Source organism: Arthrobacter sp. P1_D12, from assembly GCF_056406175.1.
The window spans coordinates 33,848-60,549 of record NZ_JBFUAR010000012.1; the positions used below are offsets into that span (position 1 = coordinate 33,848).

A 26,702-nucleotide genomic window follows, 5' to 3' on the forward strand; every position below is an offset into this window, starting at 1 on the left:
CCGTGAGTTCTACTTTTCTGCACTTTCCAAGGGGTTTCTAGACCAAAGCTATGGAAAGAAATGCACTTCTTCGCGTATTCTCAAGAAATGCACTCAACCAGCTGGAACCGCCAAGCCCTTGCGTCGTCCGCGCCCGCAGCGCCGGAGGTGGATGTCATCAGCCTGGGCCGGCGCGTCCGGCATCTGCGCAAGGCGGCAGGGCTAACGCTCGACGACCTGAGTGCCGCCGTCGGGACGGCCCCCAGCCAGCTGAGCCTGATGGAAAACGGCAAACGCGAGCCCAAGCTTGGTCTGCTCCAGCAGCTTGCAGCGGCACTCGGGGTGAGCATCGACGAACTGCTCGGCGCGGAGCCGCCCAACCGGCGTGCGGCGCTGGAGATCGAGCTGGAACGGTACCAGCGCAGCCCCATCTATGAGTCCCTGAATCTGCCCAAGATCCGCATCAGTTCGCGGCTTCCGATGGATGTGCTGGAGTCCATGGTGGGCCTGCAGCATGAGCTTGAACGCCGGCTCAATGAGCAGGTGGCGACGCCGGAGGAGGCCCGCCGCGCGAACGGTGAACTGCGTGCGATGATGCGCGAGAGGAACAACTATTTCCCCGAGTATGAGGCCGAGGCGCAGAAGGTACTGGCCTCGGTGGGCCACACCAGCGGTCCGCTGTCCCACCACGTCATTTCGGACATCGCCGGGCATCTCGGATTCAGCCTCCACCATGTGGGTGATCTCCCTCATTCCACGCGTTCGGTGACTGATCTTAAGAACCGCCGAATTTATCTCACGCAGAACGCCCGCAGCGATCACGACCCCCGTTCGGTGCTGCTGCAGGCGCTGGGCCATTACGTCCTGGGCCACCAGACGCCGAACAACTACGGCGATTTCCTGATGCAGCGCGTGGCCACGAACTACTTCGCCGCCGCGCTGCTGCTGCCCGAGCAGGCTACCGTGGCATTCCTGCAGGAGGCCAAGCAGGCCAAGGAAATCGCGGTCGAGGACATCCGGGATGCCTTCGCGGTGTCCTACGAGACCGCCGCGCACCGCTTCACAAACCTGGCCACCCAGCACCTGGGCATCCGCACGCACTTCCAGAAGACGCACAAGAGCGGCATCATCTACAAGGCCTACGAGAACGACGGCGTGACGTTCCCGCAGGACCACACCGGCGCCATCGAGGGCCAGCCCTCATGCAAGAACTGGACGTCCCGGGTAGTGTTCGACGTCCCGGACAAGTTCAGCGCCTACAACCAGTACACTGACACCCCGGCCGGGACGTACTGGTGCACGGCCCGGACGGAACGCTCCGCGAACGGGGAGTTCTCCCTGTCCGTGGGTGTCCCGTATGCGCACGTGAAGTGGTTCCGCGGCCGCGACACCACCGAGCGGTCCAAGTCCACCTGCCCGGACGAAAGCTGCTGCCGCCGCCCGCCGGCGTCGCTGACCGCCGAGTGGGCCGGGAACGCCTGGCCCTCGGCGCGGGCCCACTCCCACCTGCTGGCGGCCATGCCGCCGGGCGCCTTCCCGGGCGTGGACGAGACCGAGGTCTACTCCTTCCTGCAGGCGCACTCCGGGAGCTGACCCTCCCTCAGTTCCTGCGGGTTCCTCCTGGACCCTCCCTCAGATCCTGCCCGTTACTGCTCGTCGCTCCCTCATTTCCTGCGGCTTTCGATGCGTCGCTCCCGCACATCAGGTGAGGGAGCGTCCGGGAGTTTGCTGCAGAAGGTGAGGGAGCGTCGCCTTGGGCGTGGCTGACAGCTGGGCAGACTATATTGGCCTGTGTCAGCTCATCGATCCATCTCGCGGGAGCGTGCGCCCATGGCCAAGGAACTTGCCACCCAGCTCATCGAACAACTCCAGGCTGCCGGCGTGCAGCGGATCTACGGGATTGTGGGGGACAGTCTCAACCCGATTGTCGACGCCGTCCGCAAGACCGGCGGCTCGCAACAAGGCGGTATCGACTGGATCCATGTCCGGCATGAGGAGGCGGCCGCCTTCGCCGCGGCGGCGGAAGCCCAGCTGACCGGCCGGCTCGCGGTGTGCGCCGGCTCCTGCGGGCCCGGCAACCTGCACCTGATCAACGGCCTGTACGACGCCAACCGTTCCGGGGCGCCGGTGCTGGCCATCGCCTCGCACATCCCCAGCAAGCAGATCGGCAGCAGTTTCTTCCAGGAAACCCACCCCGACCGGCTCTTCAACGAGTGCTCGGTCTACTCCGAGCTGATCAGCACCGCGGAGCAGGCGCCCCGCGTCATGCACAGCGCCATCCAGCACGCCGTCGGCCTCAGGGGCGTCGCCGTCGTGACCCTTCCCGGTGACATCGCCGGCCTGGAGGCGACGGCCGAAACGCCGGCCCCGGCGACCTTCCGGCCGGCGACGCTGATGCCGGACCCCGCGAGTGTGCAGGAACTGGCCGACGCCATCAACGCCGCCGGCAAGGTGGCCATCTTTGCCGGTGCCGGCGTCGAGGGCGCGCACGACGAGGTGATTGCGCTCGCCGGGCTGATCGCGGCGCCGATCGGCCACAGCCTCCGCGGCAAAGACTTCATGCAGTACGACAACGCCTATGACATCGGCATGACCGGGCTGCTGGGTTACGGCGCCGCGGCCGAGGGCATCGAGGACGCGGACCTGCTGATCCTGCTGGGCACGGACTTCCCGTACGACCAGTTCCTTCCCGGAACCCGGACGGCGCAGGTGGACCGGGCCGCGCACAAACTGGGGCGGCGGACCGACGTCGACGTCGCAGTGCACGGCGACGTCCTCCCCACCCTTGCCGCCCTCATGCCGTTGGTCACGGCCAAGAAGAGCCGCCGTTTCCTGGATGCGATGCTGAAGAAGCACGACCGGCTCATGAACAAGGCCGTGGGGGCGTATACCCGCAACGTCGGGACGAAACAGCCGATCCACCCGGAATATGCGGCCTCGCTGCTGGACCAGGTGGCGGCGAGGGATGCGATTTTCACGGCGGACACCGGCATGTGCAATGTCTGGACCGCCCGGTACATCAACCCGCTGGGAACCCGCCGGCTGATCGGCTCGTACCTGCACGGGTCCATGGCCAACGCGCTGCCGCACGCGATCGGCGCCCAGCTGGCCTACCCCGGCCGGCAGGTGGTTTCGGTCTCCGGCGACGGCGGCCTGTCGATGCTGCTGGGCGAGCTCATCACGGTCGCAGCGCACCGGCTGCCCGTGAACGTGGTGGTCTTCAACAACTCCACCCTGGGCATGGTGAAACTCGAAATGCTGGTGGACGGGCTCCCGGACTTCGGCGTCGACGTCCCGGACGCCAACTACGCGGACGTTGCCCGTGCCCTGGGCTTCCACGCCGAGCGGGTCACGGATCCGGCCCGCATCGAGGCCGCGTACCGGGAAGCGTTCGCCCACCCCGGCCCGTCGCTGGTGGAGCTCATCACGGACCCCAAGGCCTTGTCCCTCCCGCCGAAGATCAAGGGCGCGCAGGTCCTGGGCTTCGCCACGGCCATGTCCAAAGTGGTCCTGAACCGGGGCGCCGGCGAGGCCGTCAGCATGGCACGGAGCAACCTGCGGAACGTCCCGCGGCGCTAGGGCCCGGCGAGTTCGCCGGAAGCTTCCCGGTTCGCCGGACATGTCCGGCGAACTGGAGACATTCCGGCGAACTGCGCACCCATCGAGGCGAAAAGTGTGGCCATGAAGGATCACCGCATGGCGAAAATTGTGGCGGCGGGAACCATCGCGGTGCTCACGGCTTGTGCGCCCCCGGTACCAGGGCTTGTGAAGGCCGACGGCGTCGAACGGGTTCCGGTGGTCCGCGCCGCGTACGCTGCCGAATTTCAGGCATTCCGGGCTTCCGCCCTGACGTTGGGAGCCGCGCTGCTGGCCGACGGCGGTGACGGGGCCGAAGGGAACGTGGTGTCGTCCCCCGGCAGCCTGCTGATCGCGCTCGCCATGCTGCGGGCAGGGGCGTCCGGGGAGACCGCCGTCGAAATGGACCAGGTGCTGGGGCTCCCGGACGGCAACCGGGATGAGGCCATGAACGCCCTGTTCGAGTCCCTGGCGGCGTACGAAGGTGATCCCGGCTCGGTCGACGAAAAGGATCCGCCCCGGAAGCCGGTCATGCATGCGGCCAACGGTCTGTTTGTGGACAATGACGTACCAACCGGGAGGAACTACCTGGAAACTCTTGCCCGGCACTACGGCACCGGGGTGTACCCCGTAGATTTCCGGGATGAGGCAGCCACGAGGCCGGCCCTGGATGCCTGGGTGGACCGGAACACGGGCGGCCGGATCAAGAAAGCACCCGCGGAGTACGATCGCGACAACACGTTCAGCCTCCTCAATGTCCTGTACTTCGCCGCGGCGTGGCAGTCTCCTTTCGACCCGAACGACACCTCGGACGGACCTTTCACGACCTCAGGTGGCGAGGAAATCAGCGTGCCGACCATGTATAACTCGCTGCAGCTGGCCTATGCGGAGGGCCCTGGCTGGCGGGCGGTGGAGCTGCCATACGCAGAAGGTTTTGCCATGCGGCTGGTGCTGCCCGGTCCAGGCATTGGGCCGGAGAGCCTCACGGCGGCCAAGCTGACGGCAATTGCGGCGGCCCTGGACACGGCCCCGGAGGTCTCCGCACTGATCTCCCTGCCCAAGTGGGACCACAAGACCACCTTCGACCTGCGGAAGGTATTTGAAGCGCTGGGGCTGGCCAGGACCCTGGTCACCACCGAAGACTTCGACGCCATCCAGCCGAAGCTGACGCTCACGCAGGCCGCCCAGGCCGCCAACATCACAGTTGCCGAGAAGGGAACGGTGGCCGCCGCCGTGACGCAGATCAACGGCGCCGTGACCGGTGTGCCGCCCCTCCCGGACCAGACCATCGACTTCGACCGGCCGTTCCTCTACCAGGTCGTGCACACCGAAACCGGGCTCCCGGTCTTCATGGGGAAGGTCGCGGACCCGCGCTGACGGGTGGCCTACCGGGACCCACATCGCCGGAAGCCCTCCAGTTCGCCGCAAACTTCCGGCGAATTGGAGGGACTCCGGCGAAATCGGCGGCTTAGGGAGTCCCGCTCCGGCGCTCTTGTGCCAAGGCCGCCGCCACTTTTCCAATCAGCTCGTACGGGACAGGCTTCCGCAACGGGAACTTCAGGGTGCCCTTCGCTGCGCGGTAGGGAGCGAGTTCCGTGCTCAGCGATTCGTCGCCGTCGGGCACGGGGTAGACGGAGATGTGGTGCGCCCAGCCCGCGAAATATACGACGTATCTGCCCCCGAGCGTGATCGTCGGGATGCCGTAACTGATCTTCTCCCCTGATCCGGGTACCGCCGCATGGCAGCATCGCCGGATCTCCTGCAGCGCCTCCTGCACGTCAGCAGGAAACGAGGCGATGTATTCCTCCACGGACTCAAAGTGCTGTGCCATTGCCGTTCCCTCCAACGATCCCAGCAACGAGTTAGCGCGGGCCGCCCTGCCACAAGGCATCGAACGGGGCGCCCGAGGCCACACGGTTCCGGATGCCGGCGGTCACAAACGCCTTCGCCGTCCGGGCGGCGGCCAGCGGCGTCGCACCCTTGGCGAGCTCGGCCGTCACCGCCGCGGCCAATGAGCACCCGGCGCCGGAGACTGCCACCTCGCCCACCTTCGGGGCGGACAGGACTTCCAGGGTTTCGCCGTCGTAGTAGACGTCGACGGCGTCGGGGCCTTCGAGCCGCACGCCGCCCTTGGCGAGCACCGCGGCGCCGCTGAGCTCATGGATGCGGACCGCGGCGGCCTTGAGGGACTCGACGTCGCTGATCTCCAGCCCGGAGAGCGACTCGGCCTCGAAATGGTTGGGCGTGACGAAGGTGGCCAGCGGCAGGATGTGGGACTTGAGCGCCTGGTCGGTGTCCAGGGCGTGGCCCGGCTCCTGGCCCTTGCAGATCAGCACCGGATCCAGCACCACGTTGGCGAACTGCCCGGCAGCCAGCGCCGCGGCCACGGTCGAAATCGTCGCCGGGCTGCCCAGCATGCCGATCTTGACGGTGTCCAGCACGGCCGGTGCGCCGGACGCGGCACCGTAGGCCGCCGTCGTCGCTTCCAGCTGGTCCGCGATGACCTGCTGGTCCACCGGGACAAAGCGGTGGTTCCAGTTGTCCTTGGGGTCGAAGGACACGATGCAGGTCAGGTTCGCGATCCCGAAGACGCCGAGTTCCTGGAACGTCTTCAGGTCAGCCTGCGCGCCGGCGCCGCCGGTCGCTTCGGAGCCTGCGATGGTCAGCGCGACGGCGGGGGAGGAGGCGGGCTCGGTAGCTGTATCGGAAGCAGCAGCGCCATCCGCCAGGGCGGTGGAATCGAATGCGGTAGAAGTCATGGTCCCATCCTGCCATCCCGCCAAAACCGCGCGCATTGTGCTCATGAACAAGCGTTCCATGAACAGTATGAACAAAACCTGAGTGTTCCGGATCACGCGGACTAGGGTGGCGGACGGTGTTGCTTACAGGCGGCGCCGGATCCAGGAAGGTTCATTGATGAGCACCCAACTGACCGAAGCGGCCCAGACCCGGAAAGCCGTCGGCAACATCCTCAAAGGCTCGGCCGGCAACCTTGTTGAGTGGTACGACCTCTACGTCTACACCGTGTTCGCGGCCTACTTCCAGGCGCACTTCTTCAACTCCAAGGACGAGCTCCAGGCCGGTCTCGAGGCGATGGCCGTCTTCTCGACGTCGTTCCTGATGCGCCCGATCGGTGCCTGGTTCTTTGGCCGGTACGCCGACCGCAAGGGCCGCAAAGCCGCGTTGACACTGAGCGTGACCATGATGTCCGCGGGCTCTTTCGCGATTGCGGTGCTGCCCACCCAGGACGTGATCGGCCTGTGGGCCCTGATCCTGCTGGTCCTCATCCGCGTGATCCAGGGCTTCTCCGTGGGCGGTGAGTACGGCACCAGCGCCACGTACATGTCCGAGGCTGCCACGTCCAAGCGCCGCGGCTTCTTCTCCAGCTTCCAGTACGTCACGCTGATCGGCGGACAGATGCTGGCACTGCTGGTCCTTGTGGTCTTGCAGAACGCCATGCCCAAGGCTGAGCTGACCGAGTGGGGCTGGCGCATCCCGTTCGCGGTGGGCGGCGTGGCCGCGCTGGTGGTCCTCTGGCTGCGGCGCTCCATGGAGGAAACCGTCTCGGCCGAACAGCTCGAGGCCGCAAAGGCCCCTGCCGTGGGAGGCCAGGCGCAGCCCGGGACCATGAAGCTGCTGTTCACCAGCTACTGGAAACCGCTCATGATCTGCATCGGAATCACCCTTGGCGGCACGGTGGCGTTCTACACGTACACCAACTTCATCCTGAAGTTCATGAACGATACCTCCGGCATCGCCAAGACGGACACGTCGGTCATCAACTTCTGGGCACTGTTCATCTTCATGCTGCTCCAGCCGGTTTACGGCATCATCTCGGACAAGGTCGGCCGCAAACCGCTGCTGCTGTGGTTCGGCATCACCGGCGTCCTGTTCACCTGGCCGCTCCTGTCCGCGCTCGCGGGGACCAAGGATCCGATCACCGCGTTCCTGCTGATGATGGGCGGTCTGCTGATCGTGGGCGGCTACACCTCCATCAACGCCCTAGTGAAGGCCGAGCTCTTCCCCGCGTCCATCCGCGCCCTCGGGGTGGGCCTGGGCTACGCGATCGCCAACTCTCTCTTCGGCGGCACCGTCCCGCTCATCGGCGCTGCTCTGCAGAAGACCGGGCAGGAAGAGCTGTTCTTCACCTACGTCACCGTGGCCATCGCCATCTCCCTGCTGGTCTACATCTTCGCGCTGAAGAACAAGAAGTCCACGCACCTGGACCACGAGCAGGGCCACGCCTGGGCGGCCGCTGGTCCGGACGCGGCTGCGGGGACGGCGGCTACTGGTCCGGGCGCGGCTGCGGGGGCGGCTGCTGGTCCGGACGCGGCTGCTGGTGGTCCGGGCGAGGGCGGCAGGGACGAGGACAAGGACCTCATCGACGCCTCGCGCCGCTAGGGCAGGCCGCAGGCCGTCCTCGAATTCGCCGGAAGCGCGCCGGGTCGCCGTATGTTTACGGCGACTTGGCGCGTATCCGGCGAACTCGCGGCCTAAGGAGCGAAGGGACGGCGACAACGACGGCGGCCCGGGCCCACGCTATTGGGCGTTGTCTGCGAACCGCAGCTGCAGGATCGTTGCGGCGGTGCCCGCCACGAACGTTCCCGCGAGCACAACATAGCTGCCTGGCGGGAGCGAGCCGACAGGATCGGCCACCATGCCGATCAGCAGCGGGACGATCGAATAAGGGAACCACTCCGCCCAGCCGGTCTTGCCGAACAGATTGCCCAGGGCCAGCGTAACGAGCGAGAAAGCGATGGGGGCCACTTCGCCTCGGCTCCACACAGCGATCCAGGCGACCACGGGCGCGAGCAGGAATGAGATCGTCGCAGCGAGGAGCACGTGTGCGATTCCCGCCGCGGCCAACTCTGCCGAGAACCCCGGCAGCCCCAACACCAGTCCGATCGCCATGGCCTCGACGAGGACTATGACGATGAGCGCCATCCACCACACGGCCGCGACCGCCAGCTTGGCGACGGCGAACCAATGACGGGCCACGGGCAGCGCGAGCATGTTCTTGGCGGTGGCATCACCGTACTCCCGGCCAAACAGGTAGGCGATGATGAAGGTCAGCAGCAGCATCCCGCCGACACCGAAGACCAGCGTGAGCATGTAGAAGTATTGGAGCCACGTCGCCTCAAGCCCGGCAAGGCTCGCTTTGGTACCCAGAAGCCCCAGCTGGGCCGCCCGCCCCGGTTCGCGCACGATCCACATGAAAAGCGCAATACCGAGCGGCATGATCGCGAGCACCGCCAGCGTGGCCCACGTCGCCTTGGCACGGTGGAGCTTCATGAACTCGGTGCCAAGAACCTGACCGAACATCAAACCGCGCCGCCCTCGGACGAAGCGCCGGTCCTCCGGCCATCGGCACCGCGCGCATCGCCCGTCCGCGCCAGGAAGTAGCGCTCCAGATCCAGTGTGAGCAGCGCCTGCTCGCGCTCTTCCGGGGTGTAGGCGTCGGTCGCGAACGCGCGCGCCTTCGCGGCGAGTTCGTCGCGCGACGACTCCTCGATGAGACGGCCGTCGTGGACGATACCGATGCGGTCGGCCAGGTGAGCGACCTCGGCGAGGATGTGGCTCGACATGAAGACGGTGGCGCCGCGCTTGTCGGCGAGCGAACGGAGCAGCTCGCGGATCTCGACTATGCCGGCCGGATCAAGGCCGTTGGCGGGCTCGTCGAGCACGAGCAGTTCGGGGGAGTGCAGCAGTGCGCGGGCGAGGGCTAGACGCTGTTTGTTGCCGAGCGAGAGCTGCCCGGCACGCCGATCGGCATAAGGATCCAAGCGCAGCAGCGTGATCGAGTCGGCGACCGACCGCGGCGGCGAGCCGGTGAGCCGGCGCTGGATGTCCAGATTCTCGCGCACGGTGAGGTTGGGGTAGGCGGTCGCGGTCTCGACGATGAAGCCAACGCGGGCGAATACAGCGGTCTCGCCAGGGATGATGCGCTTGCCTAGGACGGTCACCTCCCCGCTGCTCGGCCGGATCAGGCCGAGCATCATGCGGATGGTGGTCGTTTTGCCCGCCCCGTTCCTGCCGAGGAACCCGTAGATCTCGCCCCGGCGGACGTCGAGGTTGAGCGAGTCGACGGCGGTGACGTCGCGGTACCGCTTGACGAGGGCGCGCGTGGAAACTGCGGTGTCAGGCATGGGGCTCCTCCTTGGCCCCATCCTGCCACCACGCCCGGAGCGTTCACAGGGTGAAGCTCCGGCTGCATCAGGCTCCCGCACCGTCGGGTGCGAGAATGGAGGCGGTTCCGGCTGCTTGTATTACCGGGACCGTCCAGTGCTAATACAGCCGGCCGCCCAGCGTGTTCCCTTTGCAGGTGTGGGCCGCCGAGCGAACCACTACGAATGGAATGCCCATGACCTCCGCCAAGACCTTCCCGGCGTCAGCCGCACCAAGGTTCGCCTCGATCGGCTCCCCACATTTCGGCATCATGCTCGCTGTCATGGCCGTGGTGCTGATCCTGTCCAACATCGGGGCGTCCAAGGGCGTGGCGATCGGCCCCGTCATCACCGACGGCGGCTTCTTCCTCTTCCCGCTGGCGTACATCCTGGGCGATGTCATCAGCGAGGTCTACGGCTTCAAAGTGGCGCGCAAGGCCATCATCACCAGCTTTGCGCTGTCCGTCTTCGCGTCGCTCTGCTACTGGGTCATCATCGCCCTTCCGGGGTTCGACGACGAGTACGGTTCCTCCAAACAGGCAGCCTTGGAAGGCGCACTGGGGCCGGTCCCGCAGATTGTGCTGGCATCCCTGCTGGCCTTCCTCGCCGGCCAGACCATCAACTCCTGGATCTTGGTGAAGATGAAGGCGCGGACCGGGGAAAGGTCCCTGTGGGCGCGCATCATGGGCTCCTCCGTGGCGGGTGAGTTCGTGGACACCCTGATTTTCTGCAGCATCGCCGCATCCGTGATCGGAATTACCGACGCAGCGATGTTCGTGAACTACGTCCTCGTGGGCTTCCTCTACAAGACGCTCGTGGAGTTCGCCTTCGTCCCGCTGACCTCGCTCGCCATCGGCTGGGTCAAGAAGCGCGAACCGAGCTACGGCGCCTAGGACTCCGCCGCCGTCCGCGGGCCAGTTCGGGGCCATCAGGTTCGGAGCGGAGCCAAAAGCCGCCTAATTCGCCGGAAGCCCGCGGTGTCGCCGTAAGTTTCCGACGACGTGGCGGGCTACCGGCGAATTCGAGTCTTTGGGGTGTGGGGTGCCGGGCGCCGCAACGCATTCGACGCTCAGGGGTACCGGCGGCCGGCCAGCGCACGAAGCAGACGGTGCTTGAATTCCTGCTCGCGAAAGAGGTCCTTCCACTCCACACGGACGAACCGCCAGCCCTCTTCAACCAAGGCCTTCTCCCGGCGCCGTTCCTCGAAGAGCACCTCGGCCGTGGGACTGTAGTCGAAGTACTTGATCTTGCCGTCGAACTCGAGGGCGACCTTTTCTTCCTTCCATGCAAAGTCCAGGCGATGGCGCCCGGCGCGGCTCGACACTTCCAGCTGCGGCTCAGGCGGCCGGATCCGCAGCCGCAGGATCAGGTCGCGGGTCAGGGTCTCGCCGGGAGATTCGGAGCGAGGATCGGCCGCGGCCAGGACGCGGCGGAAAGTCCGAATGCCCCGGCGGCCGTCCAGATCATCTGCCATGGCCTGCAGGGCGCCCGGGTCCGCGCCGAGTCTAAGCGCGTGGTCGGTGAGGATCAACGCCTGCCTGTAGGGCAGCAGCATGGCGCAGTCGGCCGTCGTGCGCTCCAGGGAAGTGGTCCGGAGGCCGTTCACCACGGCGACGTCATGGTCGGCGAAGGGGCGCGTGTGGCAGCGGACGTCCCTGCCGTGACGCTCGTTCGAGGGCCGTACTTTCTGGAGGACATGGATCACGTCATCCACTTCCCACAGGTGGAGGAGGCGGAGGCGCGCTGCGGAAGTGTGGCTGTAGTGGAAGGCGCCTGTCGACGTCGTACGCGTTCCGTGGGCATGCGCGTAGATGAGCTGCCGGCTCCGGACAGTAGGCGACTGGGCGTTCCAGAGGCTGGCGCGGATGTAGCAGCCGTGCCGGAGCCGGACGAGGGTGCCTGAATCGAGGAGCGAGCGGACAGCGCGCGAGCTGAAGCCGAGATCCAGGAGCTGTTCGGTGCGCCAGAGGTTACCGGTCGGCGGCAGCTCCAGCACGGGGTTATGCGTCATGCCACCAGCCTCGGCCGCTGTTGGAGCGGGCGGGAGGCCCCGCCGTCGCTATGTGGAAAACAGGAGGGCGCCGCACCTTGGCTTCTTTAGGGGACGGCTGCTTTGGACGCCGCCCAATTCGCCGGAACGCGGCGAAGGCGCCGCAAAGTTACGGCGAACTCGGTGGTCTCCCACGAATTCGGTGGCGGCCCCGTCAGCCGGGAACGCGGGCAGTGGTGCCGCGGACGATGAGGTCCGGCTCGATCAGCTGGCGCTCAGGCTCGAGGGCGGGGTCCTGGATCCGTGCCAGCAGGGCGCTTGCGACGCCGGACCCGACAATGTCACTCCGGTTGTCCACCGAGGTCATGTCCAGATACCGCGACTTGGCCAGCGGGGAGTTGTCGTAGCCGATCACGGAGAGCTCTTCCGGGATGGACAGGCCCCGGGCCTTGGCTGCGGCGAAGGCGCCCAGGGCCATGGTGTCATTGGCGGCGAACAGGGCGGTGGTGTCGGGGTGGTGGTCAAGGACCCAGCAGGCGGCCGCATAGCCGTCCTCCTCAGAGGTGCCGCGGGATTCACCGGCGATCCTGACCTCGACGCCGGCCTCCAGGATGCGGCGGCGGAAGCCCTCCCGCCGGTGGCCCGCGGCGCCGCCGGAACCCGAGAGGTGTCCGATGCGCGTGTGGCCGAGCCCGATCAGGTGCTCCGCCGCCATGCGGCCGCCGCCGTCGTCGTCGTTGGTGATGAGCCCGGCGCCGGCCGGAACGCCGTTCCGCCAGCCGGCGACGCCGGCGGGAACCCAAGTGCCGGCCATCATGGACTCGCTTGGCTCGGCGGCGATGACGAGGCCCTCCACGTGCATGGACAGCAGGCCGTCCACGGCCTCCGTGATGCGGTTCTCGCCCGGGCGGGAATCCGCGAGGGTGACCTGGTAGCCGTGGGGGGAGAACACGGATTCCATGCCGCGCAGGAGGTCCACGAACCAGGGGTTCCGGAAGTCGTCAATGACCAGCCCGATGCTTTTCGTCTGGCTGCTGGCGAGCGTGGTCGCCGCCCGGCTGGGGCGATAACCGAGCTCCGACATTGCCGCCCGGACGGCCTCCCGACGCTTCTCGCTGACCTTTGACGGGTTTTGGAGCACGAGCGAGACCAATGACGGGGAGACGCCGGCGCTCTTGGCGACATCGTAGATCGTAGGGCGGCGGGTTCTGGGGGTATTCAACGACATCTGCAGGGCCTTTCACGTCTCATCCGAGGATATCCGGTCAACCATTGACAGGACATATGCACATAGCTACGCTTTTGTTCAGCGCCAGATTTTGTAGCGCTCCAATTTCTATCGTCGGGCCGTCGGTCTGACCGAATTTCAAAGGAGAAATCGATGGCTGACAGTTTGGGAGTTGCCGTAATCGGCGCCGGAATGGCAGGAAAAGCGCATGCGGCCGCGTACCGCACGGCGTCGGCGCTCTACAGCCCGGTTCTTCCTCCTATCCGGCTGGTCTCCATCGGCGACGTCAACGCCGAGTTCGGTTCCCTGGCCGCGAACCGTTTCGGCTACGAACGCCATGACACCTCGTGGCAGGCGATCGCCGAGGCCGATGACATCGACGTCGTGAGCGTCGTGATCGCGAACTCCCTCCACCGCGAAGTCGTGGAAGGCCTGCTGGCCGCCGGCAAGCATGTGCTGTGCGAGAAGCCGCTGAGCGACTCCATTGAGGACGCCCGCGCCATGGCCGAGGCGGCCCGCAGCGCCAGCTCGATTGCCCGCATCGGGTTCACCTTCCGCCGCACGCCGGGCATCGCCTACATCCGGGACCTCATCCGCGCCGGCGTGCTGGGGAACGGCCTGCACTTCAGCGGCCGCTACTGGACTGACTACGGGTTCAGCCCGTCGGCGCCCATGAGCTGGCGTTACAAAGGCGGCCCGGGTTCCGGCGCCCTGGCCGACGTCGGCAGCCACCTGACGTACGTCGCTGAGTTCCTCTGCGGCGACATCAAGTCCATCAGCGGCGGACGCCTCAGCACCGTGATCGACAAGCGGCCGCTGCCGCTGGGCGCCGTCATGGGCCACGACCACGCCGCGGTCAGCGACACGTTCGAGCCGGTCGAGAACGACGACTACGCGGTGTTTTCCGCCGAATTCGAGAACGGTGCAGGCGGCTTCGAGGTCTCCCGGGTCGCCGCAGGGCACGCCAACAGCCTCATCTTCGAGGTCTTCTGTGAGAACGGTGCCGCCCGGTTCGACCAGCGCCGCCCCGCGGAGATCGAGCTGTTCCTCAACGACGGCCCGGCCAACGAAAACGGCTACCGCCAGGTGATCCTCGGCCCCGGACACCCCTATATCGCGGGCGGGCTGGCCATGGACGCGCCCAGCGTCGGCTTCGGCCAGAACGACGCCTTCGGCTACCAGGCCCGGGCCTTCCTCGAGGAGGTCGCCGGCCTCAGTGAGGCGGACTCCCTGCCCCGCTGCGCCACGTTCGACGAGGGCGTGCGCAACATGCAGCTGCTCGGCGCAGTCACCGAATCCGCCCTCAACAACGGAAAGAAAATCACGCTATGAAACTCGGCGTCTACAACGCAATCCTGCACGACCGGCCCCTTCCCGAGGCCCTCAAGGTCATCGCCAACCTCGGACTGACCGGCGTCGAAATCAACACGGGCGGGTTCCTGCCGGCCGTCCACGTCCCCACCATGGACCAGATCCTGGAAAGCGATGCGGCCCGCGATGACTACCTCGCGATTTTCGAGGGCACCGGCGTCTCGATTGCCGGCCTGAACTGCAATGGCAACCCGCTGCACCCCAAGCGTGAAATCAGCGCGAAGCACGCCGAGGACATCCGCCGCTCCATCCGCCTGGCGCAGCGGCTGGGGCAGGACCGTGTGGTGACCATGTCCGGCCTGCCCGGCGGCGAACCCGGGGCCACCACGGTCAACTGGGTGGTCAACGCCTGGAACTCGGCGGCCCTGGACGTGCTCGACTACCAGTGGGGCATCGCGGCCGACTTCTGGAAGGAAACCGACCGCCTGGCCGCCGACCATGGCGTGAAGGTGGCCCTCGAGCTGCACCCGCAGAACATCGTGTTCAACACCGCCGATGTCCACAAGCTCATCGAGCTCACCAACGCGACCCACGTCGGCGTCGAGCTTGATGCCTCGCACCTGTTCTGGCAGCAGATGGATCCGGTCGCGGTGGTCCGCGAACTCGGCCCGCTGGTCTTCCAGGCGGCGGCGAAGGACGTCCGCATCAATGCCGCCAACGCAGCGCTCTACGGCGTCCTCGACAACAGCTTCCGGCGGCTCTCCCCGGRCGAAAACCGCACCAACCTCGGCGGCGACGAGTGGGCCAACGAATGGCCCAAGGACTCCGCCTGGGACTTCGTTGCCCTGGGCCGCGGGCACGACACGGCCTACTGGACCGAGTTCCTGCGCGCGCTCTACGAGGTGGACCCGGACATGCTGGTCAACATCGAGCACGAGGACGTCTCCCTGGGCCGGATCGAGGGCCTCCAAGTGGCGGCCAAGGTCCTTCGGGACGCCGACTCGGCACTCGCGGCGTCGCTGCACCTCACCAACTGACGGCCTGACGGCCCGGCACCCGAGTAGCGGGCCGCCGTCGTACTCTGGAAAACCTCGAGGTCGCCGGAACGTTGCGGGGTCGCCGGAGGTCTCGGCCTTGAACTCGAAGAAGTTGCCGGCCTCAATGGCGAGCCGGGCGTCGTCGACCATCTTCACCACGAAGCGTTCGTTGTGGATCGAGATCAGGGTGGCCGAGACCATCTCCTTGGCCTTGAACAGGTGGTGGATGTAGGCCCGCGAATAGTTCAGGCAGGCGTAGCAGTCGCAGCCTTCCTGCAGCGGGCCGAAGTCGCGTTTGTACTTCGCGCCGGAGAGGTTGTACCGGCCGGTGGGGTGGTAGAACGCCGAGTTGCGGGCCACCCGGGTGGGGGAGACGCAGTCGAAGGTGTCCGCTCCGTTTTCAATGGCCGTGAAGATGTCGTCCGGTTCGGAGATGCCCAGCAGGTGCCGCGGCTTGTTCTCCGGCAGCTCCTCGTTGCACCAGCGCACGATCGTGCCGAGGTTCTCTTTCTCCAGCGCCCCGCCGATCCCGAAGCCGTCGAAGTTCATGGCGCCGAGGTCGCGGCAGGCCTTGCGGCGCAGGTCCTCGTACTGGGCGCCCTGGATCACCCCGAACAGGGCCTGGTAGGGCTTGCCGGCGCGCTCGTCCGTGAGCCGGAAGTGCTCGGTAATGCACCGTTCGGCCCAGCGCCGGGTCCGCTCCAGGGACTCCTCCTGGTAACCGCGGGAGTTCTGCAGCGTGGTGAGCTCGTCGAACGCGAACATGATGTCCGCGCCGATCTGGTGCTGGACGTTCATGGAGATCTCGGGGCTGAAGCGGTGCCGGTCGCCGTTGAGATGGCTCTTGAACCACACGCCTTCCTCGTCCACGTGGGCCAGGCGTTCTTTCCCGGGGGCGACGGCGTCGTCGGGCCCTGAATTGTCCACCGACTTCATGTCGATGACCTTCTTGAACCCCGAGCCCAGGCTCATCACCTGGAAACCGCCGGAATCGGTGAACGTGGGACCGCGCCAGTTCATGAACGCGCCCAGGCCTCCGGCCTCGTCCAGGATGTCCGCGCCCGGCTGCAGGTACAGGTGGTAGGCGTTGGCCAGCACCGCCTGCGCGCCGAGTTCGGCAATGGATTCCGGCAGCACGGACTTGACTGTGGCCTTGGTGCCGACGGCGATGAACGCCGGGGTCTGGATCTCCCCGTGCGGGGTGGCGATGGTGCCGGTCCGGCCCAGGAACTCACCGCCGTTGGCGGCAACCTGCCCGGCCGACGGCGGGCACGCCTCGCTCAGGCGTTTGCCCACGCGGAAGGAGAACTCGGACTGCCGGGCGGGCGCGGGGGACGAAGACGCGAAGTCGGGATTGGCTGGCACGGTTCAAGTGTGCCAGCTAACGCAGCTCAGGACTCAGTGGACGGGATCCGATGTGGGGTAGTTCTCAGCCCGCCACTTGTCCCAGTAGTCGCGGACCGCCTCCAGCTGGTGGGCCCCGAGGTCGTAGGTGGAGACGATTGCGAGGGATCCGCCGTCGGGCCGGACGTCGGCGATGGCGGGCTGGTCCGCCACGATCAGCAGGCCGTCCCCGTGCTCGGCATAGTTGTGGACGGTCAGTCCCACCTGGTGGTTGCTGCGGAACCACACTTTGCCGGAGATTTTCTCGCCCGTGGGCAAGGTGAGCGAATACGGGTCCCCCGGCGACGGGACATCGCTGAGCCCCAGTTTCTCTATCGCGGACCCGCCGGAGCCGGGCACGGAGAAGAAGAAGGTCCGGCGCTTGCCGTGCGGGTGCCGTTCCAGGGCGAAGCGCAACTGGTGGAGGAATGTCAGCCAGCCCTGGGTGATGTCCTCGTCCCAGGCCGCCCACTCGGAATTGTGGTCGATTGCCGCCCGGGTGACGCTGACCTCCGTGCCCGTGGGGACAGGTTTCAGGGTGAAAACGTCGCCGCCGTCGACCACCAGGGAGGTGTGGTCGGCGCCTTCGACCACATTGGGGCCGAAGTAGATTTCGTTGATTTCGGCCTCTTGGTCATCGGCCACCCAGCCGTGCCATTGGGCGATCTTGGCGGGTTCGCGCAGCATGGTCCAAACTTGCTGCGCGTCGGAATTGATCACAACGCTCAGATTGTTCGTCATGGGGTGAATCTACAACTCCGTGCCCGCCACGGGTAGGGCCCAACGCTAGACCTCAGGCGCGGACCGATTCGAGCTCGTTGGCGATCCGGCGTTCCAGCTCAACGGTGCCGATCGTTTCGGAGCCGCCGTGCGCGCGCAGGAACAGAAGCGCCTCGAGCCGCAGCAGGCGCCATTCGCGTTCCGCGTCCTGGTTCGCGTTGTCGATCGAGCGGAAGATTTCCTTGTCGTACAGGTTGGGCTCGTTGAGCGAGCGCTGGCGCACCTTGGCGTTGATTCGGGCCTTGAACGGGTCCGTTTCCATGGCCTCCGGCGCGCGGAGCAGTGTCTCGTAGATCCCGGCGCGCTGGTCCTGACCCAGCTGGCGGCAGATGTAGCTGGAGAGCGCCAGCGATGACTCCACCGAAGCCCAGCGGTCGGGGTTGCCGTCGAATGGCAGGACGTTAAGCAGGTCCGCGACCCCCAGGGCGTTGTCGGGGTCCTTGAGGGTGACGAAGAGCTCGTGCGCGAGGTCGCTGAGATCCTTCAGGCAGCTCCCGGACTTGGTGTTGATGCCCTTGGCGAGCCGTTCACTGAGCAGGAGCACCCCGACGGCGCCCGGATGGGCCTCGGCCGCGGCCTCCACCACCGACTCCGGCGTGCCGTCGGGGGCCGGGATGAGCGCCAGGTCCGCCTCGCTGGGTCCGCTCACGGCGGGCGGCGCAATAGGCTGGGGAGGAACGACGACGGCGGCGGCGGCGGCCGTATTGTCGGGCCCGGCAGCGTCGGATTCAGTTGTGCCAGGCCCAGCTGCGTCGGAACCAGGTGTGTCGGACGCAGGTGTGTCGGACGCAGTTGTGCCGGCCCCGGCGTCGTCCGTGACGCGGACCAGTGACCCCGCCGCGATCCGCAGCACACCGCCACCGCTGAGGGTCGCCAACACCATGGCGGGAGAACCAAAATCGTCGGTTTCGACATCCACGCGATGGATCTCGGCGGAGCGGTTTCCGTCGGGCAGAATCAGGTGGTCACCGGCCCGCAGAGATCCAGCCTGCTGTTCACTGTAGTTCCGGGAGGCTGGGGGGTGGGTCATCGGGAGTCCTTAAAGTTCTCTTGCGGTCCGCCCAACAGTCTACAAAATCGGCCGCGTGAAGTCGGGGACGCAGGGGAGCCCCCGAGAGTCCCCGGCCGGCGCCGGGCCCAAGGGAACCGGCTAGTTGCCGACTCCCGCGAACGCCAGGGCCTGCCGGATCAGGGCTCCCCGGCCGCCGCTGAATTCGAGCTGCACGTCCGTGCCCATGACCTCCTGCGGGGTCATCCAGGTCAGCTCAAGGGCGTCCTGCCGCGGGGAGCATTCGCCGGTCACAGGAATGATGTACGCCAGGGCAACGGCGTGCTGGCGGTCGTCCGTGAAGCCGGTATGGGACGGGGACGGGAAGTACTCGGCCACGGTGAACGGCACCGGGCTGACCGGAAGCTGCGGGAAGGCGAGGGGGCCCAGGTCCTTCTCCATGTGGCGGAGCAGGGCGGCGCGGATGGTCTCGCGGTAGAGAACGCGGCCGGACACCAGGGACCGGACCATGGTGCCGTCCTCGTCGGCCTGCAGGAGGGTGCCGACCTCGTTCACGAACCCGAGGGGGTCCAGCCGGACCGGAACGGCCTCGACGTAGACCATCGGCAGCCTGCCCCGCGCTTCGAACAGGTCGTCGTCGGAGAGCCAGCCGGGATTCGGGTCAGGGGTGCGCACATTCATGGTTAAGTTCTACCCCATCCCTGACCCGCCGGGCGTCACGCCCAAGCGACGACGAGCCGGGCCGTCTGCGCCGGGACCGCCAGGTCCACGCCTGTCAGATCCTGAAAGCGGCTGATCCGGTTGAGGATGGTGTTGCGGTGGCAGAAGAGCTGCTGCGCTGTCGCCGTAATGCTCCCTGTTTCCAAGTAATGCTGGACGGTTTCTTTCAGCCGCTCCCGTTCGCCGCCGCGGCACCCGGACAGGCCGGCCTCAAGGTCGGCCAGCAGGTCCAGGCCGACGTCGAGCATTTGCTGCTTGGCCAGCCGGGCCCAGGCGGCCTCCGCTGACATGGGCCCGGAATCGGAAGGCCGCAGCAGGGAGGCGAGGCTTCCGGCCGTGCGGGCGGCCGCGGGCAGCGCCCGCAGCCCGGCGACGCCCGGAACATAACCGCATGGGATGTCGGTCAACGCGGCGGGAACAGAGTGCCGGGCGACGTCCCGGTATGGCGGGAGCGGCCAGAACGCGTAGGTGTTCCCGCCGAATTCGTGGACGAAGATCCGGCTGCGTGTCTGTTGCCCGGAGCCCAGGCTGGTCGCGGCCGTTCGGAGACTCACTGCGGCGTCGCCACTGGCCGCCACGAGTCCGAAGCGGGCGGTCGAGTCCACGCCGAGGGCGGCGGCGACCTGGCTGACGGTCTCCGCGGTGGGGCTAGCCTGGTTGAAGAGCCGGGCAATGAATTCGCGGCGGATGCTGGACTCCTCCTGGGCCATCCGCACGCGTTCGGTCAGATAGCTCGTGTGGGTCCGCGTGGCGAATTGGTCCACGACACGCCAGACCCTGTCCACACTGGATGCCAGCAGCGCGGCGTCCTCGGCATCGGCGATCTGCAGCAGGCCTTCCCAGATGATGCTGAAGTCCAGCCGGACGGCTGAGATGAGCGCCTCCGGCGGGATGCCGGCCCGGGCGCGTTTGGCGCCCAGATCGGCAGCAAATTCGAGGAGCGACTCCATCGCCGGACCAAGGGTGGACTGCTGCCGGAGTTCCTGTCCGCGCAGCCCGTCCACCAAGCGCCTGAATGTTTCGCGCGCAGTCACTTCGAGATCGCCGGAGCCCACCTGTTTTTCGGCATACTCGGGGATGTCACGGACCCTCGCCGTAAATGTTTCGGCCAGCGTGTCCAGCCGCCCGTGGAGCAGCTCCACCAGTTCGGCCCAGCGCAGGGAATCACCCGGCGAATGAAAATTGTGCATTCACACATTTTAGGCATGGAAATGCGTGATGCAATGCTAGTTTTTTGGACGAAATGTACTGGCAGAATGGGACAAGAGAAAGCGGGTGAGCGCAGTCACACCCCGTCGGCCTTATCGGCCGGTTCCATCCCTTCCGCATTATTTGGAGTAATCATGGCAAGCAGCGCAAGCAACGCCACCACCACCGCCGGCCCGCAGTTGCCAGGGGTTGTCGATGAGAGCGTGGCCAAGAAAGTCGCCCTCGCGGCCCTCGTCGGCACAGCGCTGGAGTGGTACGACTTCTTCCTGTTCACCACGGCCGCAGCGCTGGTGTTCAACGCGCAGTACTTCGTGTCCCAGGACCCCTTCGTCTCGGCCATGAGCTCCTTTGCCACCCTGGCCGTGGGCTTCGTGGCCCGCCCGATCGGGGGCTTCATCTTCGGCGCCCTGGGGGACAAGGTGGGGCGCAAGAAGATCCTGATGGTCACCATCGTGGGCATCGGCCTCGTGACCGGGCTCATCGGCCTGCTCCCGAACTACATGACGATCGGCGTCGCGGCCCCCATCCTGCTGGTTGCCCTGCGCATCCTGCAGGGCCTCGCCGTCGGCGGCGAGTGGAGCGGCGCGGTGATCATCGCAGTCGAAAACGCCCCGGTTGCCAAGCGCGCCCGCTACGCTGCCCTCCCGCAGCTCGGCTCGCCTATCGGCACCATCCTGTCCTCCGGCGGCTTCTTCGGAATGCTCTACCTGGTGGGCCAAGCCAACTTCGATGCCTGGGGCTGGCGCATCCCGTTCATCGCGGCGATCCCGCTGCTGGCCATCTCGATGTGGATCCGCAGCAAGCTCAGCGAGTCCCCGGAATTCGAAGCCCTCATGGAGTCCGGCGAGACCGAGCACGCCCCCATCCGCGGCGTCCTGACGAAGAGCTGGCGCCAGATCCTGGTGGGCATGTGCTCGGCGCTGCTGGGCATCGGCGGCTTCTACCTCATCACCAGCTTCGTAGTCTTCTACGGCACCAAGGTGCTCAAGATGCCCTACGAAACCTTGCTTCTCGGCTCGCTCCTCGCCGCCGTCTTCGAAATCTTCGCCCTGATCTGGGCCGGCCGCATGGGCGAGAAATACGGCGCCAGCAAGGTCATCCTCTGGGGCGGCATCGCCTCCGCCGTCATCGCCGTGCCGGTCTTCCTGGCCATCGACACCGCCAACCCCGCCCTGGTCATCATCGCCATGATCATCGGCGTGTGCACCCTGTCCATCCCTTACGCGGTGTCCGGAACGGCCCTGACCGCACTCTTCGCCACAAAGGTCCGGTACACCGGCGTCGCCATCACCTCCAACAGCGCCGGCGTCATCTCCGGCTTCGTGCCGCTGATCGCCACCGCCCTCGTGGCCGCCAATGGCAACTCGTTCTGGCCCGGCGCCATCATCTTGCTGGTGGTGTCCGTATTGACCGCGCTGTCCGGCATTTTCCTCCCCGCACTGAGTATCGAAGAAAAGGGAATGAAGCATTGAGCACAACAACCACCGCCGGGCACCTGATTGTTGCCCAGCTGGAACGAGCCGGTATCCGGCGCGTGTACGGCGTCCCCGGGGAGAGCTTCCTGGACGTGCTGGACGGCCTGCACGGATCCTCCATTGAAACGGTGGTGACCCGCCACGAGGGCGGCGCCGGATTCATGGCCCTCGCCGAAGGCCGGCTCACGGAGCTTCCGGGCGTGGCCATGGTGACCCGTGGTCCGGGCGCGGCCAACGCCTTCATCGCCGTCCACACCGCACACCAGGACGCCACCCCGATGATCCTGTTCGTGGGCCTCATCCCGGTCGCGGACCGCGGCCGGGAGTCGTTCCAGGAATTCGACATCAACGCCTGGTTCGGCAGCACCGCCAAGAAAGTCGTGACGCTCGACGACGCTGCCTCCGCCGCCCGCGTGGTGGACGACGCCATCTTCACAGCACTCAGCGGCCGGCCGGGACCCGTGGTGATCGGCCTGCCCGAAGACGTGCTGGTCCATGCGATCGAATCGGCCACGGTGGAGCCCCGGACCGTCGCCCGGACGGAACCTGCAGCAGCCGATCTCGCCGGCCTCGAGACGCGCCTGGCCGCGTCCAGGAAGCCCCTGATCGTGGTGGGCGGCGAAGGCTGGGACCAGGCATCCTCCGACGCGCTGGCCGGCTGGGCCGCCCGCCACGGCGTCCCGGTGCTCGCAGACTTCCGCGCCTACGACGCCGTCCCGCACAACAGCGACGCCTACGCCGGCTACCTCGGCTACGCCCGCAGCGACGCCAACGCCCGCCGCCTCGACGAGGCCGACCTGCTGGTCTTCGTCGGCTGCGTCCGCGCCGATGTGCTCTCCGACGGCTACAAGCGCGGACTGGGTGCCGTCACCGTCGTCGTCCACCCCGGCGCCGATCTGCTGGGCCACTTCGGCCGGCTGGACCAGCACATTCCGGCCCACGTCGCGTCCTTCGCCACGGCATTCGCCGCCACGGATTCCGCGGCGGCTCCAGAGGCGGGCTGGCTGGCCGGGGCCCGCGCCGACTACGAAAAATTCTCCTCGGCGCAGCCGGATGGAGGCACGGGGGTGGACCTCGCCGTCGTCATGGAAATCCTCAAGCAGGAAATGGACGACGACGCCGTCATCACCTACGGGGCGGGGAACCACTCGCTGTGGCCGGCCCGCTACCTGAAGCACAACACCGCGAACTCACTCGCCGCACCCCGCAACGGGGCCATGGGCATGGGGATCCCGGCGGCGGTGGCTGCCTCCCTGGCCTACCCCGGCCGCCAGGTGATTTCCGTGGCCGGTGACGGCTGCTTCATGATGAACGGCCAGGAAATGGCCACGGCCATGGGCCACGGCGGGAAGTTCATCGCCCTCGTGGTGGACAACGGCATCTTCGCCACGATCCGTGAGCACCAGGAAGGCCACTACCCGGGCCGGCCCTCGGGCACACACATGACCAACCCGGACTTCGCCGCACTGGCCCGGTCCTACGGCGGCTACGGCGAACGGGTCGAGAAGGCAGAGGACTTCCGCGCCGCTTTCCGCCGTGCCGTCGACTCCGGGCTGCCGGCAGTCCTGCACCTCCCGCAGGACCCCACCACCCGCTCGCCCAAGACCGCCAGCAACTGACCGGAGCCTGTCATGATCACCCTGCACAACATCATCAACGGTGAGATCGTCCCCGGCAGTGCCGGCGACGGTTCGGACGCGGCCACCCTGCCGTTCTTCGACCCCGCCACCGGAGTCCAGCTCGGCACCGCCCCGGACAGCGACGCCGCCACCGTGGACCGCGCCTTCCAGGCCGCCCACACCGCCTTCCAGAGCTACAAGCGGACCACCCCGGCCGAACGCCAGGCCATGATGCTCAAACTCGCCGACCTCATCGAGGCCAACGTCGACAGGCTCCTGGACGCCGAGGTCGCCTGCACCGGCAAGCCGCGCCAGATCACCCGCGAGATCGAGATCCTCCGCGGCGCGGACCAGCTGCGCTTCTTCGCCGGCGCCTGCCGCGTGGTGTCCGGGACCGCCCAGACCGAATACGTCCGCGGCTTTTCCTCCACCGTCCGGCGCGAACCCCTCGGCGTGGTCGCCCAGATCACCCCGTGGAACTACCCGTTCATGATGGCCATCTGGAAGATCGGACCGGCGCTCGCCGCCGGCAACACGCTGGTCCTGAAACCGGCCGACACCACGCCCTGGTCCACCCTGGTGCTGGGCGAACTGGCGCAGGAGGCCTACCCCGCCGGCGTCGTCAACGTCATCTGCGGCGGCCGGGGGACCGGTGCCGCCATGGTGGATCACGAGATCCCGGAAATGGTGTCCATCACCGGCTCCACCCGGGCCGGGGCTCAGGTGATGTCCGCGGCGTCGAAGACCCTCAAGGCCGTCCACCTGGAACTCGGCGGCAAGGCACCGGCGATCGTCTTTGCCGACACCGACATTGACGTGGCGGCCAGGGAGATCGCGCTCGGTGCGTTCTTCAACGCCGGGCAGGACTGCACCGCCGTGACCCGCGTGCTCGTCGAGGACTCCATCCACCAGGAGTTCGGCGCCGCGCTCGCCGCGGCAGCCGCAGGGCTGCAGGTCGGCGGCGACGCCGCGGACCTGGGCCCGCTGAACAGCGCCGCCCAGCTTGACCGGGTGGAAGGCTTCATGTCCCGGCTGCCCGCGAACGCCAGGGTCCTGGCCGGAGGCAAGCGGACGGGCGCCGGCTTCCACTTCGAACCCACCGTCATCGACGGGGTGTTCCAGGCCGACGAGGTGGTCTGCGAGGAAATCTTCGGACCCGTCGTCACCATCCAGCCCTTCCGGGACGAGGCCGAAGCCTTGGAGCTGGCCAACGGGACCAAGTACGCGCTGGCCTCCAGCGTCTGGTCCAACAACCACGGAGTGGTCACCCGGGTCTCCAATGAGCTGGACTTCGGCGCCGTCTGGATCAACTGCCACCAGGTGATCCCGGCCGAGGCACCGCACGGCGGTTTCAAGCACTCCGGGACCGGCAAGGACCTCTCCGTCTTTGGCCTGGAGGACTACACCCGCATCAAGTCAGTCACCACCTCCCACCGCTAAAGAACCACGTAGGTAACCCTTGAAACTCGATCTGCTGCTGCGCAACGCGGACATCATCACCATGGATGAGCGCCGCCCGCATGCCACCTCGCTGGGAGTCTGGCAGGGCCGGATTGTGGGCCTCGACGACGACCTGGCCGGCCTGGACGCGGCCGAAGTCCTGGACCTCGGCGGCGCCACCGTGACCCCCGGCTTCATCGACGCCCACTGCCACACCACCTGGTTCGGGCTCGGCCTGGGCGAACTGGACGTCTCCGCCGCGCGCGGCCGGACGCAGCTCTACGCCCTGCTGGAGGCCGGCATGGCGGCAGACAGCGCGCGGCCGGAGGCAGGGCCGGAGCCCGGGACCGGACCGGCGCCGGACTGGCTGCTGGCCACCGGCTTCAGCCAGCAGCAGCACGGCGGCGAGTTCCCGGACATCACCGTCTTGGACCGGATCACGGGAAACCGGCCGCTGTTCATGCGGCACAACTCCGGGCACATGGCCGTAGTCAACACGGCCGCGCTCCGGCTGGCCGGCGCCGAACCGGCGTCGTTTCCGGACCCCGACGGCGGCGTCATTGTCCGCGACGCCGACGGCCGCCCCACCGGGCTGGTCCAGGAAACCGCGCAGCAGCTGATCCAGCAGCTGATCCTGCCGTACTCGTCCGAGGCGATCGAAGCCGCACTGGACCGGGCCACCACCTACTACGCCGCGGAGGGCATCACGAGCTTCACCGAGGCCGGGATCGGCGGCGGCTGGATCGGCCACAGCCCCGTGGAGCTGGCCGCCTACCAGCGGGCGGCCTCCGCGGGCAGGCTCCACGCCCGGGCGCAGCTGATGCCCGTTCTGGATGTGCTCCACCCGCTCGGCGGGCAGCACCCGCCGGGCACCACGCCGGCCGGACTGGATCTGGGCATCGCCAGCGGCTTCGGCGGCGACTTCCTGTCCCTGGGCCCGGCGAAGGTGTTCCTGGACGGGTCGCTGCTCGGCGAAACGGCCGCGGTCAGCCATGACTACTGCAGCCACGGCGGGACGGACAACACCGGCAACACCGGCTACTTCCAGGCCGAACCGGACGCGCTCCGGGCAAAGATCGAGGCCGCCTACGCGGCCGGCTGGTCGATCGCGGCGCACGCCATCGGCGACCGCGCCGTTGACCTCGCGATCGACATCATCACCGGCTGCGCCGCCAAATACGGCCCCCGGGCCGTGCCCAACAGGATCGAACACGCCTCGATGACCCGGCCGGAACAGCTGCAACGGCTGGCCGCCGCGGACATCGCCGTCACCCCTCAGGCGAGCTTCTTCGCCGACGGCGGGGACGGCATGACGCTGTCCCTCGGCCCGGAACGGCTCGGTTGGGCCTACCGGGCGGCGTCGTTCCTGTCCGCCGGTGTGACACTCGCCGGCAGCTCCGACCGCCCCGTGGCCGACGGAAACGTGCTCCGCGGCATGCAGGCGTTCGTGGACCGGCGCACCGCCTCCGGGGCCGTGTTCGGGAACCCGGACGAACGGCTCAGCCCGTTCCAGGCCCTGGCGGCCTACACCACCGGAGCCGCCGCAGCCACCGGCGCCTCCGGCGTCAAAGGCTCACTGACGGCCGGGAAGCTGGCCGACTTCACCGTCCTGTCGGGGTCCCCGCTTACCGCGGACAGCATCGCCGAACTCCAGGTGCTGGCCACCGCCGTCGGGGGGAACTTCACGTTCCGGAGCCCCGGCCTCACGTCCCCGGTTGCGGTCGATTCGGCCGCAACCGGTCCATTCTTCAGCACAGCCACCAATCGTTCCTAGGGGAAAAC

Annotated in this window: 21 protein-coding genes and 1 pseudogene; 11 read left to right on the forward strand and 11 right to left on the reverse strand. The window is 67.3% G+C overall.

Annotated elements, in window-relative coordinates; genetic code table 11:
- Positions 1-60: 60 nt before the first annotated feature.
- From AC1DZV_RS10295 to AC1DZV_RS10305, 3 genes are all read left to right on the forward strand, one after another.
- A complete protein-coding gene (locus AC1DZV_RS10295) occupies positions 61-1,572 on the forward strand; it encodes a helix-turn-helix domain-containing protein (RefSeq protein WP_476949901.1) in 1,512 nt (503 codons plus the stop codon).
- A 237-nt stretch (positions 1,573-1,809) separates the two neighbouring features.
- On the forward strand, positions 1,810-3,558 hold the full coding sequence (locus AC1DZV_RS10300; RefSeq protein WP_476949900.1) for a pyruvate dehydrogenase: 1,749 nt from the start codon (positions 1,810-1,812) through the stop codon (positions 3,556-3,558).
- 117 nt (positions 3,559-3,675) lie between these two features.
- Positions 3,676-4,932, forward strand: a complete 1,257-nt coding sequence (locus tag AC1DZV_RS10305) for a serpin family protein (RefSeq protein WP_476953646.1) — start codon at positions 3,676-3,678, stop codon at positions 4,930-4,932.
- A 91-nt stretch (positions 4,933-5,023) separates the two neighbouring features.
- On the opposite strand, the gene AC1DZV_RS10310 is transcribed toward AC1DZV_RS10305, so the two are convergent.
- Positions 5,024-5,386, reverse strand: a complete 363-nt coding sequence (locus AC1DZV_RS10310) for an iron chaperone (protein ID WP_476857834.1) — start codon at positions 5,384-5,386, stop codon at positions 5,024-5,026.
- 31 nt (positions 5,387-5,417) lie between these two features.
- Positions 5,418-6,314, reverse strand: a complete 897-nt coding sequence (locus tag AC1DZV_RS10315; protein WP_476953647.1) for a hydroxymethylpyrimidine/phosphomethylpyrimidine kinase — start codon at positions 6,312-6,314, stop codon at positions 5,418-5,420.
- A gap of 157 nt (positions 6,315-6,471) precedes the next feature.
- On the opposite strand from AC1DZV_RS10315, the gene AC1DZV_RS10320 reads away from it, so the two are divergent.
- Positions 6,472-7,956, forward strand: coding sequence for an MFS transporter (locus tag AC1DZV_RS10320; RefSeq protein WP_476953648.1), 1,485 nt, complete (start codon positions 6,472-6,474; stop codon positions 7,954-7,956).
- A gap of 138 nt (positions 7,957-8,094) precedes the next feature.
- Here AC1DZV_RS10320 and AC1DZV_RS10325 read toward each other — a convergent pair whose 3' ends face one another.
- Together AC1DZV_RS10325 and AC1DZV_RS10330 are read right to left on the reverse strand one after the other, a co-directional pair.
- On the reverse strand, positions 8,095-8,877 hold the full coding sequence (locus AC1DZV_RS10325) for an ABC transporter permease (protein WP_476953649.1): 783 nt from the start codon (positions 8,875-8,877) through the stop codon (positions 8,095-8,097).
- On the reverse strand, positions 8,877-9,701 hold the full coding sequence (locus AC1DZV_RS10330) for an ABC transporter ATP-binding protein (RefSeq protein WP_476949896.1): 825 nt from the start codon (positions 9,699-9,701) through the stop codon (positions 8,877-8,879). The genes AC1DZV_RS10325 and AC1DZV_RS10330 overlap by 1 nt, the downstream gene beginning before the upstream one ends.
- Before the next feature lie 215 nt (positions 9,702-9,916).
- Here AC1DZV_RS10330 and AC1DZV_RS10335 point away from each other — a divergent pair, with 215 nt between their 5' ends.
- Positions 9,917-10,612 carry a queuosine precursor transporter gene (locus AC1DZV_RS10335; RefSeq protein WP_476953650.1) on the forward strand — a complete coding sequence of 232 codons (696 nt, stop codon included), beginning with the start codon at positions 9,917-9,919 and terminating at the stop codon, positions 10,610-10,612.
- A gap of 176 nt (positions 10,613-10,788) precedes the next feature.
- Here the strand turns inward: AC1DZV_RS10335 and AC1DZV_RS10340 are convergent, their stop codons facing one another.
- Together AC1DZV_RS10340 and AC1DZV_RS10345 are read right to left on the reverse strand one after the other, a co-directional pair.
- Positions 10,789-11,730, reverse strand: a complete 942-nt coding sequence (locus AC1DZV_RS10340; protein ID WP_476953651.1) for a type IV toxin-antitoxin system AbiEi family antitoxin domain-containing protein — start codon at positions 11,728-11,730, stop codon at positions 10,789-10,791.
- A 193-nt stretch (positions 11,731-11,923) separates the two neighbouring features.
- Positions 11,924-12,937, reverse strand: coding sequence for a LacI family DNA-binding transcriptional regulator (locus tag AC1DZV_RS10345; RefSeq protein WP_476953652.1), 1,014 nt, complete (start codon positions 12,935-12,937; stop codon positions 11,924-11,926).
- A 153-nt stretch (positions 12,938-13,090) separates the two neighbouring features.
- Here AC1DZV_RS10345 and AC1DZV_RS10350 point away from each other — a divergent pair, with 153 nt between their 5' ends.
- On the forward strand, positions 13,091-14,269 hold the full coding sequence (locus tag AC1DZV_RS10350; RefSeq protein WP_476953653.1) for a Gfo/Idh/MocA family protein: 1,179 nt from the start codon (positions 13,091-13,093) through the stop codon (positions 14,267-14,269).
- Positions 14,266-15,285 carry a sugar phosphate isomerase/epimerase family protein gene (locus AC1DZV_RS10355; RefSeq protein WP_476953704.1) on the forward strand — a complete coding sequence of 340 codons (1,020 nt, stop codon included), beginning with the start codon at positions 14,266-14,268 and terminating at the stop codon, positions 15,283-15,285. The genes AC1DZV_RS10350 and AC1DZV_RS10355 overlap by 4 nt, the downstream gene beginning before the upstream one ends.
- 81 nt (positions 15,286-15,366) lie before the next feature.
- Here the strand turns inward: AC1DZV_RS10355 and tgt are convergent.
- From tgt to AC1DZV_RS10380, 5 genes and pseudogenes are all read right to left on the reverse strand, one after another.
- Positions 15,367-16,650: pseudogene (gene tgt / locus AC1DZV_RS10360) on the reverse strand (tRNA guanosine(34) transglycosylase Tgt); the annotation flags it as partial.
- A 33-nt stretch (positions 16,651-16,683) separates the two neighbouring features.
- Positions 16,684-17,409 (reverse strand): SRPBCC family protein, encoded by a 726-nt coding sequence (locus AC1DZV_RS10365; RefSeq protein ID WP_476953654.1) that lies wholly within the window; start codon positions 17,407-17,409, stop codon positions 16,684-16,686.
- A 52-nt stretch (positions 17,410-17,461) separates the two neighbouring features.
- Positions 17,462-18,478 (reverse strand): DUF6707 family protein, encoded by a 1,017-nt coding sequence (locus AC1DZV_RS10370; RefSeq protein ID WP_476953655.1) that lies wholly within the window; start codon positions 18,476-18,478, stop codon positions 17,462-17,464.
- 120 nt (positions 18,479-18,598) lie between these two features.
- Positions 18,599-19,138 carry an NUDIX hydrolase family protein gene (locus AC1DZV_RS10375; protein WP_079551800.1) on the reverse strand — a complete coding sequence of 180 codons (540 nt, stop codon included), beginning with the start codon at positions 19,136-19,138 and terminating at the stop codon, positions 18,599-18,601.
- Positions 19,139-19,173: 35 nt separating this feature from the next.
- Positions 19,174-20,367 (reverse strand): PucR family transcriptional regulator, encoded by a 1,194-nt coding sequence (locus AC1DZV_RS10380; protein ID WP_476953656.1) that lies wholly within the window; start codon positions 20,365-20,367, stop codon positions 19,174-19,176.
- 153 nt (positions 20,368-20,520) lie between these two features.
- On the opposite strand from AC1DZV_RS10380, the gene AC1DZV_RS10385 reads away from it, so the two are divergent.
- From AC1DZV_RS10385 to AC1DZV_RS10400, 4 genes are read left to right on the forward strand one after another with little or no spacing between them, the layout of a single operon-like run.
- Positions 20,521-21,858, forward strand: coding sequence for an MFS transporter (locus tag AC1DZV_RS10385; protein ID WP_476857846.1), 1,338 nt, complete (start codon positions 20,521-20,523; stop codon positions 21,856-21,858).
- Positions 21,855-23,480, forward strand: coding sequence for a thiamine pyrophosphate-dependent enzyme (locus AC1DZV_RS10390; RefSeq protein ID WP_476953657.1), 1,626 nt, complete (start codon positions 21,855-21,857; stop codon positions 23,478-23,480). Before AC1DZV_RS10385 ends, AC1DZV_RS10390 begins: the two co-directional genes overlap by 4 nt.
- A 12-nt stretch (positions 23,481-23,492) precedes the next feature.
- Positions 23,493-24,920, forward strand: a complete 1,428-nt coding sequence (locus AC1DZV_RS10395) for a gamma-aminobutyraldehyde dehydrogenase (RefSeq protein ID WP_476953658.1) — start codon at positions 23,493-23,495, stop codon at positions 24,918-24,920.
- Between the two features lie 19 nt (positions 24,921-24,939).
- A complete protein-coding gene (locus tag AC1DZV_RS10400) occupies positions 24,940-26,694 on the forward strand; it encodes an amidohydrolase (protein WP_476953659.1) in 1,755 nt (584 codons plus the stop codon).
- The last annotated feature ends 8 nt before the right edge of the window (positions 26,695-26,702 follow it).

Bases quoted from the DNA above. Each gene is read 5' to 3' on its own strand.
- AC1DZV_RS10295 (WP_476949901.1), top strand. From the start codon at position 61: ATGCACTTCTTCGCGTATTCTCAAGAAATGCACTCAACCAGCTGGAAC.
- AC1DZV_RS10300 (WP_476949900.1), top strand. From the start codon at position 1,810: ATGGCCAAGGAACTTGCCACCCAGCTCATCGAACAACTCCAGGCTGCC.
- AC1DZV_RS10305 (WP_476953646.1), top strand. From the start codon at position 3,676: ATGGCGAAAATTGTGGCGGCGGGAACCATCGCGGTGCTCACGGCTTGT.
- AC1DZV_RS10310 (WP_476857834.1), bottom strand. From the start codon at position 5,386: ATGGCACAGCACTTTGAGTCCGTGGAGGAATACATCGCCTCGTTTCCT.
- AC1DZV_RS10315 (WP_476953647.1), bottom strand. From the start codon at position 6,314: ATGACTTCTACCGCATTCGATTCCACCGCCCTGGCGGATGGCGCTGCT.
- AC1DZV_RS10320 (WP_476953648.1), top strand. From the start codon at position 6,472: ATGAGCACCCAACTGACCGAAGCGGCCCAGACCCGGAAAGCCGTCGGC.
- AC1DZV_RS10325 (WP_476953649.1), bottom strand. From the start codon at position 8,877: ATGTTCGGTCAGGTTCTTGGCACCGAGTTCATGAAGCTCCACCGTGCC.
- AC1DZV_RS10330 (WP_476949896.1), bottom strand. From the start codon at position 9,701: ATGCCTGACACCGCAGTTTCCACGCGCGCCCTCGTCAAGCGGTACCGC.
- AC1DZV_RS10335 (WP_476953650.1), top strand. From the start codon at position 9,917: ATGACCTCCGCCAAGACCTTCCCGGCGTCAGCCGCACCAAGGTTCGCC.
- AC1DZV_RS10340 (WP_476953651.1), bottom strand. From the start codon at position 11,730: ATGACGCATAACCCCGTGCTGGAGCTGCCGCCGACCGGTAACCTCTGG.
- AC1DZV_RS10345 (WP_476953652.1), bottom strand. From the start codon at position 12,937: ATGTCGTTGAATACCCCCAGAACCCGCCGCCCTACGATCTACGATGTC.
- AC1DZV_RS10350 (WP_476953653.1), top strand. From the start codon at position 13,091: ATGGCTGACAGTTTGGGAGTTGCCGTAATCGGCGCCGGAATGGCAGGA.
- AC1DZV_RS10365 (WP_476953654.1), bottom strand. From the start codon at position 17,409: ATGACGAACAATCTGAGCGTTGTGATCAATTCCGACGCGCAGCAAGTT.
- AC1DZV_RS10370 (WP_476953655.1), bottom strand. From the start codon at position 18,478: ATGACCCACCCCCCAGCCTCCCGGAACTACAGTGAACAGCAGGCTGGA.
- AC1DZV_RS10375 (WP_079551800.1), bottom strand. From the start codon at position 19,138: ATGAATGTGCGCACCCCTGACCCGAATCCCGGCTGGCTCTCCGACGAC.
- AC1DZV_RS10380 (WP_476953656.1), bottom strand. From the start codon at position 20,367: ATGCACAATTTTCATTCGCCGGGTGATTCCCTGCGCTGGGCCGAACTG.
- AC1DZV_RS10385 (WP_476857846.1), top strand. From the start codon at position 20,521: ATGGCAAGCAGCGCAAGCAACGCCACCACCACCGCCGGCCCGCAGTTG.
- AC1DZV_RS10395 (WP_476953658.1), top strand. From the start codon at position 23,493: ATGATCACCCTGCACAACATCATCAACGGTGAGATCGTCCCCGGCAGT.